The following is a 15,781-nucleotide window of genomic DNA, read 5'->3' on the forward strand; positions in this document are numbered from 1 at the left end:
CCTGGCGGCCATCGGGATCCTGGTGGTCCGCTTCGCCCACCGCCGCCTCGTACACGAGGTCGACGAGGTGCGCCGGGAAACCCTCGCCATCCTGGCGACCCGCCGGACCTGACGGGGTCCTCTGCGGGCGGGGTGTCCTGGCGGGCCGAGCCTGCTGGCGCTCATCCCACCATCGAGCGCGCCGACGCCGTCAGTGGTGCAGCGACAGCCGTTGTGTCGCACGCGGCCGCCACACTGGGGCTTCCTCGACCGGGGAGGTGCCTCGTGCCGTACGTCAGGTCACACACCAGGAAGGGCGGCGCGCGAGTTCGGGCGCACTACCGACGGCGGCGCGCCGGCAGTGTTCGGCGCAGGTCGACGGTCCGCCGCGTGGCCGGTGGCGGCGGCTCGGCCAACGGCTGGCTGCTGGCGCTGGGTGCCGTCGTCGCCTTCGTGCTCCTGCGCGCGGTCGTCGACGTCGTGCGCCGCCATCCATACTGGACCGCGCTGCTGGTGAGCGTCGTCGTCGCGACGGCGGTCGCGGTGGTTGTCATGGTGTCGAAGCAGCGGGCCCGCGAGCGGGCCGACCAGGCCCAACGGGACCGGTTGATAGCGGTGACCGACACGATGAGCGGCCCCGAGTTCGAGCAGTGGTTCGCCCGGCTCCTGGTCGCCTCCGGGTTCCGCGACGTGCGGGTGTGCGGCGGCTCCGCTGACCGGGGAGCCGACGTCACCGCGGCAGCCCCCGACGGCCGACGGGTCGTGGTGCAGTGCAAGCGGCAGAGCGTCACCAACCGGGTGGGCAGCGCCGCGATCCAGCGGTTCGCCGGCACCTGCCGGGTGATCCACGGTGGCGAGATCTGCCTACTCGTGACGAACAGTTTCTTCACCGCCGGCGACGGCCTCCAACTGGCCCGACAGCTCAACATCGATCTCATCGACCGGCACGCGTTGCAGATGTGGGCCTGGACGGGGATTCCCCCGCTGCGGTCCGGCAGTGAAAGATCGAGGACAGCGAATTGACAGTGCGAGAATTACTGTCTCGACATGGCACCGTCCATTCCCAGAAGTGTCAGTGCGAAAGACGTTGCCGACCCACTGAGCGGCCCTAGCGGCGGAGGGTCGACGCTGCCCTCGGTGCCGAAGGACCTGGCCAGCCGGCAGATGTGCTGCGCCATGCATCTGCGTCCGCCGCTGGCGGCACAGGTGTTGCTGCTGTACAGCCTCGACAACCCGAAGGCATGGTGTCCCTCTTTCGGGGTGGACGCGGTCGCGCTGGTGCGCCACGCCCAGGCCGCCGACGCCCATTGGCGGAGGCTGTACGACGCGGTCGCGATGACGCGTTACGCGCTACTCGGTCTGGTCGGGCTGGGCATCCTGCTCCTCTGGCGTGACGGGCCGGTGACGGCGCTGCTCACGCTGCCGCTCATCGCGGTGGCGTGCGGGGTCGGCTGGCGCACCACCTTCCTCAGCCTCCAGGAGACCCGCGCGGCGGCGATCGGCGCCATGGCGGAGGAGGAGGCGCTGGCCGCCCAGGCGCCAGAGGTCGAGTCCGAGCTGGAGGACGAGCTCGCCGCCCTGCAGGACGCCAACATGATCGTCTTCGAGGTTGCCGCGGACAACCCGTTCGTCGGCAGCGGCACCGAGATCGGCCGCTGGGCCCTGCCACCCATCGACGTCACCCGCGGTCGAGAAAAGCATCAAGACGGCACGCGACCACCCGCGACCTTCTCCATCCGCGACCTGCACGACGATCTGATCCGGCTCGCCCGGTCACGGCTCGGGCTCAGCGACATCGAGGTCACCAAGCGGATCTACGTGCGGGGGGACGTGCTGCCGGATTGTGAGGGGTTGTTCCACCCTGACGAGGTACGCCCGCCGTCCCGACTGGAAACGTCCTGGGTTGATCTGGGCAGCGACGCGCCGGGGGAGCAGGCCAGGACGTACGTGTGTCTGGCGAAGAGTCTCGTCGGTGGCCAGATCGTCGTCACCCTCTTCGCCCGCTACACCCTCGACCAGGGCATTCTGTCCTGCGAGTTCGCCGCCTTCGTGCTGCCGCCCGTCCGTCGCGACTCCGCGCCCGCCACCGGCTTCTACGGCCTGTTCGGGGAGGATCTGAGCCCGCTTCACGGGCGCTCGACCACCTCGGCCCTCGCCCTCGCGGCGTGGCGCACCTACCTTGCCCAGCTGTTCCTGCGCTCGGACCGGGGCATCGACCTGGCCGAAGCGCACGAGGAGCGGACGCAGCAGCACTACGAGGCGCTCCAGGAGGGGCGACGCTACGACTACGGGGCGCCGTTCAGCGCCCGGGAACTCGCGGCCAGCACGAGCATCGAGAGCTATTTCGAAGTCGCCGATGTGCGCGACTGTCTGTTGCGGATGCAGCGCGGAGTGATCGACTGTCTGGTCGCGTTCCTGACGGACAAGGGCATCGACACGTCCGAGATAGCCGCCGGAAAGCAGCGGATCATCAACAACATCACCAACATCGGAGAGGTGTCCGGCCGGGGCAACATCTTCGGAAGCCACGGACGCGTAACGAATGTCGATCGCGACGACCAGACGGACTGATCGGTTGGTGTCCCGCAGACCCGGTCAGCGGGCGATCCGGAAGGACGAGTCAGTGAGTCAGTTCAACTTCAGCGGCGACATCAACGGTGAGGCGAACGTCTTCGGTGACCACGCGCAGGTGCACAACCGGAGCAACGATTTCAGTCGAGGCTCGGACCTTTCCGGGCTCGTCGCTGCCCTGGTCGACGAGATCGCGAAGCACCGGACGGAGGTTCGTGAGGCCGAACGGCTGACCCAGTTGGCGAGCACGGCTGCGGCGTACGCCGCCGAGCCCCGCCCCAACGTGGAGGGCATCCGCGGCCTGCTACCGGCCCTGCTGGCAGGCGCCGGAACGGTGACCGCCGTCGCCGACGCCGTGCTGCGCGTCTCCCAGGCCGTCAACAGCCTGTAGCGGATGTGAACGTTGCCCTGCCGGCCTCAACCGGCGAGCACGAGGAAGGCGCGCCCCAGTCGGCAGGGTGAGGTGGCGGTTCGGCTGGACCGGATGATCGACCGCTCGGCAGCTCGGGTTGGCCGGTGTCGGTGAGCCGCACGGGGGTCAGTTGGCACTTGCCGACCAGTGTGGACCGCTGTCTCCCAGGTGGCCGACACGTTGCAGCTGCGCCAGATCGTGAACGACGATCTGCCGGTAGCCGGTCCGAATGACTCCCGCGTGCCGCAGTTCGCGGAGGGCCTTCTCGACCGTAGGCTCCGCAGCACCGCAGAGTGACGCCAACTCCGGCTGAGTCAGCGCCACACCGACGGTGCGTCCGTCGCTGATGGGCTCACCGTGCGTCGTCGAGAGCTCGGCCAGAACGCGTGCCAGGCGGATCTTTGCCGGGTAGGCGGTGAAGTCGACTCGGCGGCGGTTCGCCCACCGGAAGCGCGCCGCGGTGGTCCTCGCCAGGGCAAGCGCCGCCTCCGGCTGGTCGTGTAGAAATGGATACCACTCTCGCTTGTAGATGACGGTGACCAATCCCGCACCGCACGTCGTGACCGTCGCCGTCCGTGGGGTGTCATTGAGCGCGGAGATTTCGCCGACCAGGTCACCGGAGACCCGGATCGCCAAGAGCGTTTGACGGCCATCTGCCATGTTGACGGTTACCTTTGTTACGGCTTCCCTGAGCAGTACCAAGTGATTACCGGTGGTTCCCTCCCGCAAGATGTGGTCCCCGGCTTTAACCGAGACGGTTGTTCCCAACGTGAGAAGGCTGGCTCTTGTCTTCGGGCTGAGACACGCGAGCAGCGTGCCAGGAGGCCAGCGAAGGCTAGTCGGCGGCTGCTCGTAGTCGCGTCGCACCTCAGCACCCCGTTCGTCGGCGGGCAACCCTGCTCATGTCGGATGAGGCACGGGCAGTCAACGGATGCAAGTATTTCTGATTGCGGATCCTGGGAGAAGGCCCGCACTGCCTCTTTCAATCGCTCATCAGGGCAATGGCCAGCCAAACTGCGGCGGCGCAACTCGCCACCACGCTCCATGGCACAGCCGCCTGCACCCGCCGGTGCTTCCTGAGTGCGATGTTCGCGAGAACTGTTGCCAGAGACCATGCTTCGATGGCCTCCCGACCCGCGTCGAGGCGTGGCGGCTCGATGCGGGCGGTCGGCTGCGCTGGGAACCCGAACCTGTTGGGCGAGCGGGGGCCGGACGTCTGTGGTCGGAAGCCGATGGCGAGGTGTCGCGCCGCGATCAGGAGAGTGATCACGAAGAGCGAGCCGACCCCGGAGACGACGATGGATAGGACGGGGGAATCCATGAGGTGGAAGACCGCAGGCGCCTTGCTGACAATGAGCGCCACCACCGAGCCGTGGAAGGCGAACAGCCGAGAGATCTTGGCATCGGCGTGTCGGATGGCGTCCTGGTGTAGTCGGGTCGCGGCGAGTGCCCGATCTACCTCCATGTCGGACCGGCGGTGTTTCACATGGCGCGATGAGGTGGTCATGCATCCAGTGAAGGCAACGGGGTGCCGTCGACGTCCGTAGGAATATGGGATCTCCCGTATCCGACACATGCTCAGCTACTTCCTGACAACCCGTACTTCGACGGGTTTCCCACGGCTGGCCATCGCTATAAGTGACATGACCAGGAGCGCCGAGCGTGCGGAGGCAAAATGGCAACGCTGCAGCCAGACCGCAGATTGATCATGTTCGTCGACATGGAGAGCTACAGCCGGCACGACGACGCCGGCCAGATCAACGCCCAGATGAACTTCCGCCCGCTCATGCGAAGGGCGGCCGAGCAGTGCGGCCTGGACCGGGACGGCTGGGAGATCCAATCATCCGGGGATGGGGAACTCGCGCTCTTTCCCCTCGGGACGCCCGAGCCTCGGCTTGTTGCCGACCTCGTACCCGCCATCGACCGGATCCTCCGCGACCACAATCGCGATGCCGGCGCGCATGCGCAGGTGCGGATGCGGGTCGCGTTCCATCAGGGACTTGTGACGAGGACCGAGAACGGTTACGCCGGATCAGCAGTGGTGACTGCGGCTCGCCTGGTGGAGGCGCCCGCGCTGAAGGAGGCGTTAGCCTCGTTCCCCGAGGCGGCGGTAGCGATGATTGTGTCTTCAACGATCTATCAGGACGTGGTGAGCCAGTCGTACAGCGGGATACGGAAGGAGCGTTACGGTCGGGTCAGCGTTCGCGTCAAGTCGTTCGGCGATGAGGCCTGGATCTTCATTCCCGATGAGAACGTCAACGCGGCGCCAATCGCATCTGTCGACGCCTCGACACCAGCCCCTCGGACTGACCTGGGCGGAACCGAGCGAGCCGGGGCCGAGCCGACGAGTGGCAGCCGATTCGCCTTCGGCTCGGTAGTCAACCACGGTCCGAGCGTCTTCGGTGACCATGGCCGAGCGTGGGGCACGGGGGATGCACAAGCTCATCGGCAGGGGCGACAGTGAGCCCGGAGTCCGCAACAGGGGCGGTGCAGGCGGGTGCGCCGGCGGTCGAGCCAGCCGCCGATTCGGCTGCGCCGGCTGCGCCGCAGAGCCCAGATTCAGCGGAGTCGCGAGCTGTTCCAGAGCAGGGTACGCAGCGCGAGGCGAACTCGGATGACAGAGGCCATCGCGATTCGGAAGGCCCGACAGAGGTATCCGACGAGCGGAATGATGATCGCGACTCGCCCGACGATTTCATTCGCGCCAATCCCACCCTTCGCTCCTTCACGTCACGCAGGGGCAGTGGGTTCCGGATCGAGGACTTGAGCAACGCTGGTCCCAGTGCGTTCGGCGATCGGGCGACGGTCATCGGAAATCTGAATCTAGGGCAGGGCAACTCGAAGCCGAGGTTCTTCGCCGACCGAATCAGCGACCTGACCGCGAGGCGTCACACCTTCGTGCGCCCAGCCCACTTCGGTGAGTTGCAGGATCGGTTGCGTCGTTACCCAGTAGTGGGACTTGCTGGACCAGTGGGCAGCGGTCGTTCGACGGTCGCCTGCGTCGCTCTCGCAGAGCATATTGGATCCGACGAGGTCATGGAGATCGTGATGCCTCCCGGATTGGACGACGTCCGATTGATCCGTGAGCAGCCCGATTTTCTGGAGAAGGGTGTTGGTTACATCATCAAGGTTGGCGGTCGGCAGGTCCGGAGCGCCGTCCGATCTATCGAGGCGGCGTTTCACGAGAACGAATGTAGCGGGGTCATAATTCGTGACACGGAGGAGTCCGAGGCGTCCCTCCATCGGGCGGAGGTGTTCCACCACTCATCAGTCTCGCGCGTAGAGGTCTTCCGTCAGCATCTCTTGTATTACCTCAGAGAGAAATGCGTTGGCAACTGCATCGATTGTGATCGCAGTTGCGGGAGAGCGTACACGGTCCAGATGATCACACCAGAGGTGAGCAGGTTAATTGATCTGCTGACGAGACCGGGTGAGTGCGTCCTGCACGCGGAAACGATCGCGCGTGAACTCCCGGCAGACGCTCATGGTTTCGTTGCGCTGCTGCCATCTGAGAACAAGCGGTACCGCGATAAGGCGCGGCAGATCCTCTTGCTGCCCGACGACAAAGAACCGGTTTTTCAGAACAGACCCGCACAACATAGACGAGCGCTGCGGATCGCCTACGCTGTGTTCGCTGGACAATCCATGGCGCGGGTTTCAGAGGGTGCTGGTCTGCTGCTCGGAAAACTCGATCGACTCTTCAATGAGCCGGCCATCGGCCGACCCGCCCTGCTCAACGACATGCCGGCCCTGCTGGGTCAGGAACTCGGAGCTGACTGGCACGACAGAGCCATGGAGGGAGAGTCTCCGCATACGAAGGCGAGAGTGGCCCATATAAAGCCCGAGATGGTGAGGGCGATCCTCGACGTTGCCTGGAACGATTTCGACAACACCCGTCCGGCCCTCATCGAATGGATCGACGAACTCGCCGCCCATCCCGCCCCAGGGTTCAGCAACTGCGCCGCCGTCGCCGCCGCGATCTTTGCCACTCATGACTTTGAGCAGGTCTACGAGGAGGTGATTCGGCGATGGGCGAGGGATCGAAGGCGCGGGAGGCGGAAGGCAGCCGCAGCCGCCATGGCTTCCGCCGCAAACCTCGACGGTGCGGTGCCGGTTGGCTTGACGGTGAGCTCTCAGGTCAGGGCAGACGTGGGTAAGAAGCTCGAATGGCTCGCCCACTCCAGGTCGGCGTTCGAACGAGACACCGCAGCGATGGTGTGGGGGATGGGCTACACGCCACGGCACCCCTTCCAGACCGCACGCGCCCTCACTGCCGTGGCAGCAAATGCCAACGCGTCGTCCATCTGGACCGTCACGGACGCGATCGATAATCTGTCTCGAAAGTATGGCAGCGCATGGACGATCAACGTCCTTTCCTGGTGGCTCGAAAGCGACGGCGTGACTCTCCGCGCTGGTGCCACCCTCGCCTTCCTGAACTGGCTGGAGGAGCCACTCACCGAGCGAGTTGATCAGCTCGTGGCTCTCCTGGAGGCCCAGCCATCCATGGTCGATCGGGTGGCCACGCTGTGGCGAGTCGTACTCCTCGATCCCGGATGCTCCGTCGCCGCGTGGCGGCGCCTCGCGGCTTGGTTACGCAGTGGCGCCAGCGACGCACGACTCAGGGAGCCGGTCCGAGCGCTCGCGATGAGGCTTGCCGCTGAACCCGCGATCCGCTCCCGGCTGAACTACTGGCTCTCCAAGGCCCCAACGACATCCACTTCCCTCGCCTGATCCAGGAGCCACTGTGACCGCCGATAACCAGATTCCTCCCAAATCTGAACCTCCCCAGGGCGCCGGCCCCGTTCGCCGCCTGCTGACCCATTTTCGAGCGGCGTTCAGCTATTGGGACCGACCGCCGGCACCCGACCTCACCCAACGCCGCCGCCACCCCAGGCCGGTCATCGTGCCAGCTCGGGGTCATGTTTTCTCGTTCGAAATACACGTGGCTCTTACCTGGTACTCGGAAGGTTTGAGGGAGGATCAGCTCGGCGCGTGGTCGCTGCAGTTCGCGGACCTCGCCCGTCGCGACGTCGAACACAAGGCGGCGGACCTCGCTCGACATTTCCATCCTCACCAGGCAGGCGCCCTGGAGATTCAGCTCAACCGTGAGCTTTCTCGCGGTCGTCGGCGTTACGAGCGTCAGGGTGTCGTATTGCACTGCAAGCCAGAGGTGCGGGTGAAGCTCGACGAGGACGTGAAGGCAGAACTCCGGCACGTCCACCTGCAGCGGCTCCGGGAAGAGAGCGAACACGAGCTGCGGATTCGGCGGATCCAACTGACCGACCAGCTGACTCAACGCTGGGTCGCTCTGATCGATCGCCTACGCCTGAGCCCACTGGCGCCCGCCGCCCTCCGCCTCACCGACCAGGAGCTTGCCAACGTCCTCGACCAATTCGTCCTCAAGGAGGAACGGTCAAACGTCGAGCGTCTGGCGGCCCTACTGGAGGAAGCCCTGCGCCGTAGCGGCCGAGTCGGGCAGCCCTTGGAAGAGCACGAGGCCGCAGAGATCATCAAGCTTCTCGACGACATCCTCCGGGACGAGGCGACCGCGACTCCTGAGGCTTCCGAGATGAACGGAAACGGTCGGCACGCAGCACCGCCAGCGGGTAGGCCGTGATAGAAGGTCGGACGGGAATGCCCCGAAGCCGACGTTGGAGACCGCGCTCAGCGCGGGCAGCGTTCGACCCTCCGCGCAGGGCCGTTTTCCCGACAGCGTCCGCAGCCCCAACGGCGTACCGTCCGGGTCCGAACAGGGAGGAGCCGGATGAGTTTCCTACGGCAGGCAGAGCGGTCCCCGGACACCGAGCGGATGTTCGACACCGACACGAAGGCGATGGGCTACCTGCCCAACTACACCAGGTTGTTCGCCCACAATCCGGCGGCGTATCTGGCATGGCAGCAGCTCAACGGTGCGGTGAAGGACGGGATGGAGTTGCGCCGCTATGAGTTGGTGACCCTTGCCGCGGCCCGGGCCCTGAAATCCTCCTACTGCGGTCTGGCACATGGAAAGGTCCTGCGCGACAAGTTCTTCGACGCGGCGACTGTCGCCGCCATCGCGTCGGATCACGGCAGCGCCGGCCTCTCCGCGCAGGAGGTCGCCGTCGTCAACTTCGCCGGCAAGGTCGCGGCCGATGCGAACTCCGTCACTGAGGCCGACGTTGAGGACCTGCGCGCTCACGGTCTCGATGACACGGACATATTCCGCGTGATCCTCACCGTTGGCGCCAGATGCTTCTTCAGCACCGTCCTCAGTGCTGCCGGGGTCGAGCCCGATCCGCAGTACCAGGAGAGCCTGGACGCGGATCTGCGGCAGGCGCTGAGCTTCGGCGGGTAGGCCCAGCGAGACGCTCCCTGCCCGGAGTTGACGCAGCGGGTACCGGAGCGCGGCGGAGGCCGGCGAGTTGGACGAAGACTTCGCGTCTGGCTGTCGCGTTACCTCGGCGGGTTGAGGACGTAGCCGGTCAACCAGACCCAACCCTCGTACGTCGACTGGTCGCAGACCGAGACGACGCGGAAGGTCAGCGCGCGATCCCCGGCGAACTGCACCGATGCTCGGCCGTCGATGATGAGCAGGTCGCCGGGGCAGGGGTGCGTGGTCACCAGTGGCCGGAGTTGCGGCCCTGCTCCTGGGCCGGCGGGCACTCCCGCGCGTGCATGGTCTGCCAGTCGCGCAGCGCCCGCTTGATCCGGTCGTTCTCCTGGCTGAGCAGCCGTACCGTCTCGTTGAGCATGGCCAGTTCGTCGGCCAGCCGGGCCTGGAACTCGCGTACCTCATCGGGGTCGACGCCGCGCCGGCATGCGGCAAACTCGCGGGTCCGCACCTCGTGCGGCGTCAACCGGCCTGGGTAGCCGGCGGGGTAGGGCTGGCCGCCTCGATACACCTGAGCCACGGCGGTCCTCTCTGAGGGCAGGCGGGAGCGCGGAAGGTCCGTGCGGTGGGGGTCCGGAAGGGCGGGCCGTCCGCTCGGGGGCTGCGGGCGACCCGCCCGCTCCGTCGCCGCAGCCCCATTCGGCGGTACGACAGCAGAGCAGTCCGGTGGGTCGGGACGGGCACACGCACCCGCCCCGACCAGGGGATGAGCCGAACTCGTTGCCACGCGAGGAGTAGCTCGGAACCAACATAACTAGATATGTCAGATGAGTCAACGCTGCTTGTTAGGTGAGTCGCGGTGTGATCAAATCGGATTGCCACGCGAGGAGAGCCATGCGAGAAGTGCCGGACTACTGGCGCATCGCCGATGATGTGATCGCCGACGTCAGGTCGAAGAAGTTGAAGCCGGGGGACAAGCTGCCCTCGATCGTTGAGCTGCGTGCCCGCTACGACGTCAGCCACGGGACCGTGCAGATGGCCTACGCCCGGTTGGAGGCGCTGCGGGTTATTCGGCGGCAGCAGGGCAAGGGTGTCTTCGTGACCGACCCGAAGACCTGGATGCGGGAGCCATAGACGATCGGCTCGACCGGGGCCACGGACGGACCGAAGGCGACCGGACCATCAGCGGTACGCCGAGATCCATCGGATTCGTTAGGGTCGACGTCCGGGATCAGGCGAGGGGAGCCGGCGTGGCGAAGCCAGGTGGTGTCTTCTGCTTCGAGGGCGAGTGGGAGGACGATCTCGCGGAGCGGGGTTCGGTTCTGCCGACCCTCGAACTGCTTGAACGGCTCGGCAGCATCCGCTTCATCCACCGTGACACCGCCACTCCACAGGAACTGCGCTACTTCCTGGAGCGGTGGTTGTCTCGCAAGTACTCCGCCTACCAGGTCGGCTTCTTCGCGCTGCACGGCTCGCCCACCCGGCTGCACTTGTCCAGTTCGCACTCCGTAGGGCTCGCCGAGATTGCGAGCTGGATGTCAGGTCAGTGCGAGGGTAAGCGGTTCTATTTCGGAAGTTGCTCGGTGCTTCGCGCCTCGGACACCACGCTCGCCGAGTTCCTTCGTGAGACGAAGGCGGCGATGCTGTGTGGTTTCACCAAAGAGATCGACTGGATCGAGTCTGCGGCATTCGAGACGGTGGTCCTCAACAACATGGTCAACGGTGGCAAGGTAGACAGCGTGGAGCGGCTGGTTAAGTCGTCACGCTGGGCGGCGCTGGCGCGGCACTACGGCTTCAGGATCGTTTACCAGAGTGGCCGTTCGACGTAAGTCACTCGCATCCCGAATCTGATCAACGCGGTACCGAGTCCGCGCGGTCAGGTGACGCCGGTGCGGGCGGCGAAGCTGCGGAGCCCGGGTAACGCCTGACGGCGGTCGGCGCTGAGCAGCGCGTCGGTGAGCTGTTGAGCCCACGGTCGGTAGCGGACCTCCTGCGGTGCCGTCTGCTCGGCGGCGAGCAGCGCTTGGTACGCCTGCGCGTGCGCACCGCGTCCGAACAGGGCCAACGCGACGTCTTCCCAGTACCGCGCCCGCCGCTCCACGTTGCCCAGCTGATCGGGGCGTAGTGCGCGGGCGTATTCGACCGCCGCTCCGAAGTCACCCAGTCTTCGGGCGACACTGATCTTGTAGAGCGCGACGTCGACCTCCGCGAAACCGCCGCCCGCTCCGGCCCGCCGGCTGGCCTCGTCGGCCTCGGCCAGCAACTCCCAAGCGGTGTCCCGGCGGTCCGAGAGAGCTGCCGTGTATGCCGCTGTCGCCAGCAGCCGCCCGTACGCGCAGCTCTGCTCAATCGAGGTCAAGCCGGTCCCGGCGTCGAGGGCCTGGGCGGCGCTGACCGCCGTCTGTTCTGCGCGGGCTCGGTGCCGGGAGCGTCGTAGCACGATCGCGGAGATCCGTTCCGTCTCTGCGGTCAGCAGTGGGTCGTCCGCTTCGCGCGCCGCCTGGCGGGCCCGGTCCATGGCCGACCACGCCATGCCGTCCTCGTGCAGCTTGATGAGCACCTGCGTTGCCAGGTGGTAGGTCTCGGTCAGGGCGCTGGCCGCCGTCGGCTGATCATCAACGTCGGCGGTGACGCGCGCAGCCGTTGCCATCGACACCAGGCCCGAGAGCCGTGACGATAATCGGGCGTACCGGCAGGCGTGGAAGTCGGACCAGGCGGTCCCGAGCGCCGCGCGTATCGACGCTGTGCCAACGGGGCCGGTTGGGGGCGGTGCGTTCCCCAGTAGAGCGTCCTCAAGGCTGCTGACGACTCGGCCCGGCACCGCGGCCGGTCCGTCATCCGTCCCGGGAATGGCAGCGCCCACGATGCCTGCCAGGCCGCCGAGCACGTCACGTCGTCGCACCGGACCATCTCCCGCCTCGCGCGATGGCTCTTCACCGTGCACCCTATCCAGTGAGCCACCGAGACGGTTGAATGTCGGGCCGCCTCCTCCTGCGAGTCCGAACAACTCCGGCGGAATGTCGAAGATCTCAGCGAGGCGACGCAACACCGTGACGTCTGTCAGCGGCTGGCGGCCACGCTCGATCCGGGAGAGGGTCGCTGCCGAATATCCGCAGCGCTGACCGGCCTCTGCGAGGGTGAGCCGAGCAGCGGTACGGGCTACCCGCAGCAACACGCCGAAGTCTCCCGTGGAGGCCGCTTGCCTGGCCTCCGGTAGCTCGTACCAGCGACGGTCCGCGCCCATGGCGGCCTCCGTTCGGCCCCGATGTTGCCTTTGTCGACTGTGTTGCGTGAATGACGTCTCACGCAAGGCTGTTTCGCAATATGACAGGCCGAGTGCTCGCACACGCACACCAATGCTGTGCTGAACGTGATCGAACGCTACTCGTTGGGAGTCGTGATGGATGAGTCGGAGAAGCCGGCGCGAAGTGATCAATCGTCAAACGTAGTGGGTCGCGCCCTGGCTATCGGTGCGTCGGCCACTGGGGTGCTTCTGGTGGTCGCGTTGAACGGCCCTGAAGGCACGGCAACCGCTGCGGTCGCCGCGGTTGGAGCCATCGTCACTGCGCTGGTCGGCCTCGCTGCCAGCCACTCTCGTCGCCATGACCAACAGTGACACCCGCGACCTGTGCGCCTGGACCGCTGACCGCCTACCTTTCCCCTACCTGGTCGACTGGTGCTCGCCGGATGTGAGTTCGACGATGTCCTCGCGCGGCCGCCCGTCGACGTGTTGGTGCATCTGCCAGATCAGCCGGCCGCCGTACTTTCCGTCTGCGGCGTTCTGGAGGAGGACGAAACAGGTCGGGTACTTGCCGAGCACCGCCTCCAGTACTGCTTCCTTGCCCTGCTGGCCGGCTTTGACGATTTCCCGATAGTGCGCCAGGTAGTTCTCTGCCACGAGCTCTGCGATTGATTCGTCGGGGTGGCGCTCCAAGCAGGCCATGTCGAAGTGCGAAAGCTGCACGATGCGGTGGTAGGCGACCTTGCCGAGCTTCCGGTTGAGTGATTCGAGGTAGCGCAGGCTGTGATCTTTCACGTGAACGTCGCCAGGTTGGACGCCGACTTCCACGAATGAGTTGACCGCGTAAATGCGGGAGTCGCCGTCCTCGTTCGCCGACTCGATGACCATCCGCGCGGCCGCGTAGAGGGCCCGCGCCTTCTCGTCGCGCTCCGGCGAGTGCTGGCCAGGATCCAGCGGATAGTACTGAGCGCCGACCGAGCCGCCCACCGTCCCATTTCGATGTTTGCACGCCGATCAAGGCGTCGAGAATGACAAAAATCTGACAGCTGGTTGCTCGCTGGGCTGCCTCAACCTGGCAGGTCACCGCCGGTGTCGAGGCCACTCGGTCGGGGTGCGACGGTCGGCGAGGCGAACTGACCCTGCTGCGGGCGGCGGCGCTGGGCCAGCAGTTCGTCGATCCACCGGACGGCGTCGCGCTGTCTGCTGAGCATGTGCTGGCGCGCGGTGGCCAGCTCCGGGTCGCCGCCGGCCACCGCCAGGTGGTCGTCCAGGATCGCCACCCACCGGCGGCTGAGTTCTTCGGCGTACCGCGCCTGCCGCAGGTGCTCTTCGAGGCGGCATTCGAGGGTGACCAGCCGATCGATCTGTGGCTGAACCGCTCGTCTGATGTGCTCGTCGAGCCGGACGGCGACGTCCGGCGCGCAGCTGACCTCAAGGTCGCCCCGCTGGTAGCGCCAGGGGCCCTGCGCGGCGAGCGTCTGTTGCAGTTGCATCTCCAGCTCCGCCGCACGGTGGGGGGCCAACTCCCGGGCGGCGTCGGCGGCGAGCCGGGTCAGGCGCTGGATCGCCTGCGGCATGAAGTAGTCGGCGTACCAGGTCAGCACCTCGGCGCGCAGGCTGACCGTCGACGACCAGGCGAACGTCGCGCGGATGTGGAAGGAGTACACGTAACCCTGGGCGGGCACCACGATCTGCCGGGGCGCGGTGCGCTGCTCGACGAGCGGGCCGGACGGCGTCGCGGGCGCGGCCAACCCGACCGGCTCCTCGTCCTGGAGGGCCGCCACCAGTCGATCCCAGTTTCGCGCCCACCACCGCCAACTGCGGACGCTCGTGTCGCGGGTGGCGGTGAGGCTGCGGATTGCCCAGTGCCGCCGCGGCTCCGCCGGTCTCGGCCTGCCGTCGGGGGCGTCGGACATACCACCCCTCCCTGGTCACGGATTCGCGTCCCACGCTAACAACGGGTAACCGATCTGGTCGCCGCCACGCCGACGTGACGCCGCGGCGAAGCGGTCACACCCATTCGGGCCCGGGGGTGCGACGGGGGCCGGGCCTCCGGAGGGGAGAGGGTCGTCCGGGGTTCACCGAGCATTGTGGCGACGTTGGGGCGGCAAGGGCTGTCGCCGTCGACCGGCAACGGTGAGACTGGTCCTGGTCCGACAATCACGCGGATCGATGGATTGGATGGTCTGGAGGCAGCCTGTGTCCACCCTCGTGTCCCCGCTGGCCACGCTCGGCGCGATCCGCCGGCGTACCACCAGCGTCGCCCTGCTCCTCGCCATGGTCGCCGCCGCGCTCGTCGGCCCGTCCGTGGTCACCCCCCGGTTGACCGACCCGGCGTCGGCGGCGGTCTACAGCTCCTGCACCATGAGCCGCTGCGCGGACGCCCGCACCGCCCGCTCGGGCTGGTCCGCCAAGGGGTTCCCGACCAGCCGTGGCTGGTACTCCTGGAGCGGCGGGAAGTCCAATTTCGCCGGTGGCCAGTTCTACAACTACGAGGGTCAACTGCCCACCAACGCCACCTACTACGAGTACGACGTCTACCCGCGGACCCAGGGCGCCGCCCGGGACGCGTACCGGATCGTGGTGAACCGCAGCACCGGGGTCACCTGGTTCTCGCCCAACCACTACACCGACTTCTACCGGCTCTGACCGGCCCGGGCGTCGGCCGGTCGTGTCTTCGCGGCCGGCCGACCACGCGGTTTCGGTGCCCGCCAGGACCAGGAGGCACGTGATGGCCGACCATGACGACAGGCGATGGCCGGACTGGTTGACGGTGTCCCGTGCCGGCGCGCAGGAGGTGCCGGACGCCGTGGTGCTGCGCGGTGCGGCCACCCGGACCCGGCCCGCGCTCTTCGCCGCGCTGGCCGACGCGCTGGCCCTGCCGACCCACCTCGGACACACCTGGGACGCCCTCGCCGACGCGCTCCGGGATCGGCTGGACGCCGGACCGCTTACCCTGGTAGTCAGCGACGCCGGTCAGTTGCTCGTCGACGAGCCGGCCGAGCAGTACGCCCTGCTGCTCACCGTGCTCGGCGACCTCGCCACCACCGCGCCCCACCCGCTGCGCGTCGTCCTCGGCGAGGTCTCGCCCTTCTGATCGCACCTCCCGCCGACTCTCCCGCCTCGCGGTGGGCCGGCTGTCATTCGCAGAGTCGACGGCGTCTCACCGTGGGTGACGGCGTCTGGAGGCGCATGGTCGGCTGAGCGATATGACCCAGAGGTATAAATATGACTCTGAGGTATGTCGCGCGTCAGCGACACCGCCCCG

The 15,781-nt window shown here is 66.9% G+C and carries 19 protein-coding genes and 1 pseudogene; 12 read left to right on the forward strand and 8 right to left on the reverse strand.

All coding sequences use genetic code 11. The features are described from left to right. Nucleotides 1–369 precede the first annotated feature (369 nt). The 3 genes from KBX53_RS37095 (at nucleotide 370) to KBX53_RS04590 (ending at nucleotide 2,941) form a co-directional block, all read left to right on the forward strand. On the forward strand, nucleotides 370–1,002 hold the full coding sequence (locus KBX53_RS37095; RefSeq protein ID WP_210857906.1) for a restriction endonuclease: 633 nt from the start codon (nucleotides 370–372) through the stop codon (nucleotides 1,000–1,002). Between the two features lie 114 nt (nucleotides 1,003–1,116). Beyond that, nucleotides 1,117–2,550: a hypothetical protein gene (locus KBX53_RS04585; RefSeq protein WP_210857907.1), complete on the forward strand. Its 1,434-nt coding sequence runs from the start codon at nucleotides 1,117–1,119 to the stop codon at nucleotides 2,548–2,550. 52 nt (nucleotides 2,551–2,602) lie between these two features. Then, nucleotides 2,603–2,941 carry a hypothetical protein gene (locus tag KBX53_RS04590; protein WP_210857908.1) on the forward strand — a complete coding sequence of 113 codons (339 nt, stop codon included), beginning with the start codon at nucleotides 2,603–2,605 and terminating at the stop codon, nucleotides 2,939–2,941. A gap of 147 nt (nucleotides 2,942–3,088) precedes the next feature. Here KBX53_RS04590 and KBX53_RS04595 read toward each other — a convergent pair whose 3' ends face one another. After that, complete coding sequence (locus KBX53_RS04595) at nucleotides 3,089–3,730, reverse strand: Crp/Fnr family transcriptional regulator (RefSeq protein ID WP_247675106.1); 642 nt, start codon at nucleotides 3,728–3,730, stop codon at nucleotides 3,089–3,091. A 214-nt stretch (nucleotides 3,731–3,944) separates the two neighbouring features. After that, nucleotides 3,945–4,469, reverse strand: a complete 525-nt coding sequence (locus tag KBX53_RS04600) for a hypothetical protein (protein ID WP_210857910.1) — start codon at nucleotides 4,467–4,469, stop codon at nucleotides 3,945–3,947. A 168-nt stretch (nucleotides 4,470–4,637) separates the two neighbouring features. Between KBX53_RS04600 and KBX53_RS04605 the strand changes: the two genes are divergently transcribed. The 4 genes from KBX53_RS04605 to KBX53_RS04620 all read left to right on the forward strand — a co-directional run bounded on the left by KBX53_RS04605 (nucleotide 4,638) and on the right by KBX53_RS04620 (nucleotide 9,296). Continuing rightward, a complete protein-coding gene (locus tag KBX53_RS04605; RefSeq protein ID WP_210857911.1) occupies nucleotides 4,638–5,426 on the forward strand; it encodes a hypothetical protein in 789 nt (262 codons plus the stop codon). A 572-nt stretch (nucleotides 5,427–5,998) separates the two neighbouring features. Next, nucleotides 5,999–7,693 (forward strand): hypothetical protein, encoded by a 1,695-nt coding sequence (locus KBX53_RS04610; protein WP_030327464.1) that lies wholly within the window; start codon nucleotides 5,999–6,001, stop codon nucleotides 7,691–7,693. A 13-nt stretch (nucleotides 7,694–7,706) separates the two neighbouring features. Beyond that, complete coding sequence (locus KBX53_RS04615; protein WP_156057203.1) at nucleotides 7,707–8,579, forward strand: hypothetical protein; 873 nt, start codon at nucleotides 7,707–7,709, stop codon at nucleotides 8,577–8,579. Between the two features lie 192 nt (nucleotides 8,580–8,771). Beyond that, nucleotides 8,772–9,296 (forward strand): carboxymuconolactone decarboxylase family protein, encoded by a 525-nt coding sequence (locus KBX53_RS04620; protein WP_081883647.1) that lies wholly within the window; start codon nucleotides 8,772–8,774, stop codon nucleotides 9,294–9,296. A 98-nt stretch (nucleotides 9,297–9,394) separates the two neighbouring features. On the opposite strand, the gene KBX53_RS04625 is transcribed toward KBX53_RS04620, so the two are convergent. Together KBX53_RS04625 and KBX53_RS04630 are read right to left on the reverse strand one after the other, a co-directional pair. After that, the gene (locus KBX53_RS04625) at nucleotides 9,395–9,562 is read right to left on the reverse strand and encodes a hypothetical protein (RefSeq protein ID WP_245233469.1); all 168 of its coding nucleotides are present in this window, start codon (nucleotides 9,560–9,562) and stop codon (nucleotides 9,395–9,397) included. After that, nucleotides 9,559–9,852 (reverse strand): DivIVA domain-containing protein, encoded by a 294-nt coding sequence (locus KBX53_RS04630; RefSeq protein ID WP_309140710.1) that lies wholly within the window; start codon nucleotides 9,850–9,852, stop codon nucleotides 9,559–9,561. The genes KBX53_RS04625 and KBX53_RS04630 overlap by 4 nt, the downstream gene beginning before the upstream one ends. A 314-nt stretch (nucleotides 9,853–10,166) precedes the next feature. Here KBX53_RS04630 and KBX53_RS04635 point away from each other — a divergent pair, with 314 nt between their 5' ends. Both KBX53_RS04635 and KBX53_RS04640 read left to right on the forward strand, forming a co-directional pair. Then, nucleotides 10,167–10,406, forward strand: coding sequence for a winged helix-turn-helix domain-containing protein (locus tag KBX53_RS04635; RefSeq protein WP_089020718.1), 240 nt, complete (start codon nucleotides 10,167–10,169; stop codon nucleotides 10,404–10,406). A gap of 116 nt (nucleotides 10,407–10,522) precedes the next feature. Then, a complete protein-coding gene (locus KBX53_RS04640; protein WP_210857912.1) occupies nucleotides 10,523–11,101 on the forward strand; it encodes a hypothetical protein in 579 nt (192 codons plus the stop codon). 47 nt (nucleotides 11,102–11,148) lie between these two features. On the opposite strand, the gene KBX53_RS36155 is transcribed toward KBX53_RS04640, so the two are convergent. Beyond that, on the reverse strand, nucleotides 11,149–11,922 hold the full coding sequence (locus tag KBX53_RS36155) for a hypothetical protein (protein ID WP_247675107.1): 774 nt from the start codon (nucleotides 11,920–11,922) through the stop codon (nucleotides 11,149–11,151). A 366-nt stretch (nucleotides 11,923–12,288) separates the two neighbouring features. Further along, nucleotides 12,289–12,516, reverse strand: a pseudogene (locus tag KBX53_RS37260) (helix-turn-helix domain-containing protein); the annotation flags it as partial. 117 nt (nucleotides 12,517–12,633) lie between these two features. Between KBX53_RS37260 and KBX53_RS04650 the strand changes: the two are divergent. Beyond that, nucleotides 12,634–12,888: a hypothetical protein gene (locus KBX53_RS04650; protein WP_210857914.1), complete on the forward strand. Its 255-nt coding sequence runs from the start codon at nucleotides 12,634–12,636 to the stop codon at nucleotides 12,886–12,888. A 45-nt stretch (nucleotides 12,889–12,933) separates the two neighbouring features. Here the strand turns inward: KBX53_RS04650 and KBX53_RS04655 are convergent, their stop codons facing one another. Beyond that, nucleotides 12,934–13,500, reverse strand: coding sequence for a hypothetical protein (locus KBX53_RS04655; RefSeq protein ID WP_210857915.1), 567 nt, complete (start codon nucleotides 13,498–13,500; stop codon nucleotides 12,934–12,936). Nucleotides 13,501–13,580: 80 nt separating this feature from the next. Beyond that, on the reverse strand, nucleotides 13,581–14,429 hold the full coding sequence (locus tag KBX53_RS04660) for a hypothetical protein (RefSeq protein ID WP_210857916.1): 849 nt from the start codon (nucleotides 14,427–14,429) through the stop codon (nucleotides 13,581–13,583). 295 nt (nucleotides 14,430–14,724) lie between these two features. On the opposite strand from KBX53_RS04660, the gene KBX53_RS04665 reads away from it, so the two are divergent. Continuing rightward, nucleotides 14,725–15,162, forward strand: coding sequence for a ribonuclease domain-containing protein (locus tag KBX53_RS04665; protein ID WP_030327473.1), 438 nt, complete (start codon nucleotides 14,725–14,727; stop codon nucleotides 15,160–15,162). 82 nt (nucleotides 15,163–15,244) lie between these two features. Beyond that, nucleotides 15,245–15,610 (forward strand): barstar family protein, encoded by a 366-nt coding sequence (locus tag KBX53_RS04670; protein ID WP_051708073.1) that lies wholly within the window; start codon nucleotides 15,245–15,247, stop codon nucleotides 15,608–15,610. The last annotated feature ends 171 nt before the right edge of the window (nucleotides 15,611–15,781 follow it).

It is taken from the genome of Micromonospora sp. M51 (genome assembly GCF_018070305.1).
In the GTDB taxonomy this organism is placed as follows: Bacteria; Actinomycetota; Actinomycetes; order Mycobacteriales; family Micromonosporaceae; genus Micromonospora; species Micromonospora parva.

Excerpts from the sequence above, each read along its gene's own strand:
- KBX53_RS04600 (WP_210857910.1), bottom strand. The coding sequence starts at position 4,469 with ATGACCACCTCATCGCGCCATGTGAAACACCGCCGGTCCGACATGGAG.
- KBX53_RS04605 (WP_210857911.1), top strand. The coding sequence starts at position 4,638 with ATGGCAACGCTGCAGCCAGACCGCAGATTGATCATGTTCGTCGACATG.
- KBX53_RS04610 (WP_030327464.1), top strand. The coding sequence starts at position 5,999 with ATGGAGATCGTGATGCCTCCCGGATTGGACGACGTCCGATTGATCCGT.
- KBX53_RS04620 (WP_081883647.1), top strand. The coding sequence starts at position 8,772 with ATGTTCGACACCGACACGAAGGCGATGGGCTACCTGCCCAACTACACC.
- KBX53_RS04635 (WP_089020718.1), top strand. The coding sequence starts at position 10,167 with ATGCGAGAAGTGCCGGACTACTGGCGCATCGCCGATGATGTGATCGCC.
- KBX53_RS36155 (WP_247675107.1), bottom strand. The coding sequence starts at position 11,922 with ATGGCAACGGCTGCGCGCGTCACCGCCGACGTTGATGATCAGCCGACG.
- KBX53_RS04660 (WP_210857916.1), bottom strand. The coding sequence starts at position 14,429 with ATGTCCGACGCCCCCGACGGCAGGCCGAGACCGGCGGAGCCGCGGCGG.
- KBX53_RS04670 (WP_051708073.1), top strand. The coding sequence starts at position 15,245 with ATGGCCGACCATGACGACAGGCGATGGCCGGACTGGTTGACGGTGTCC.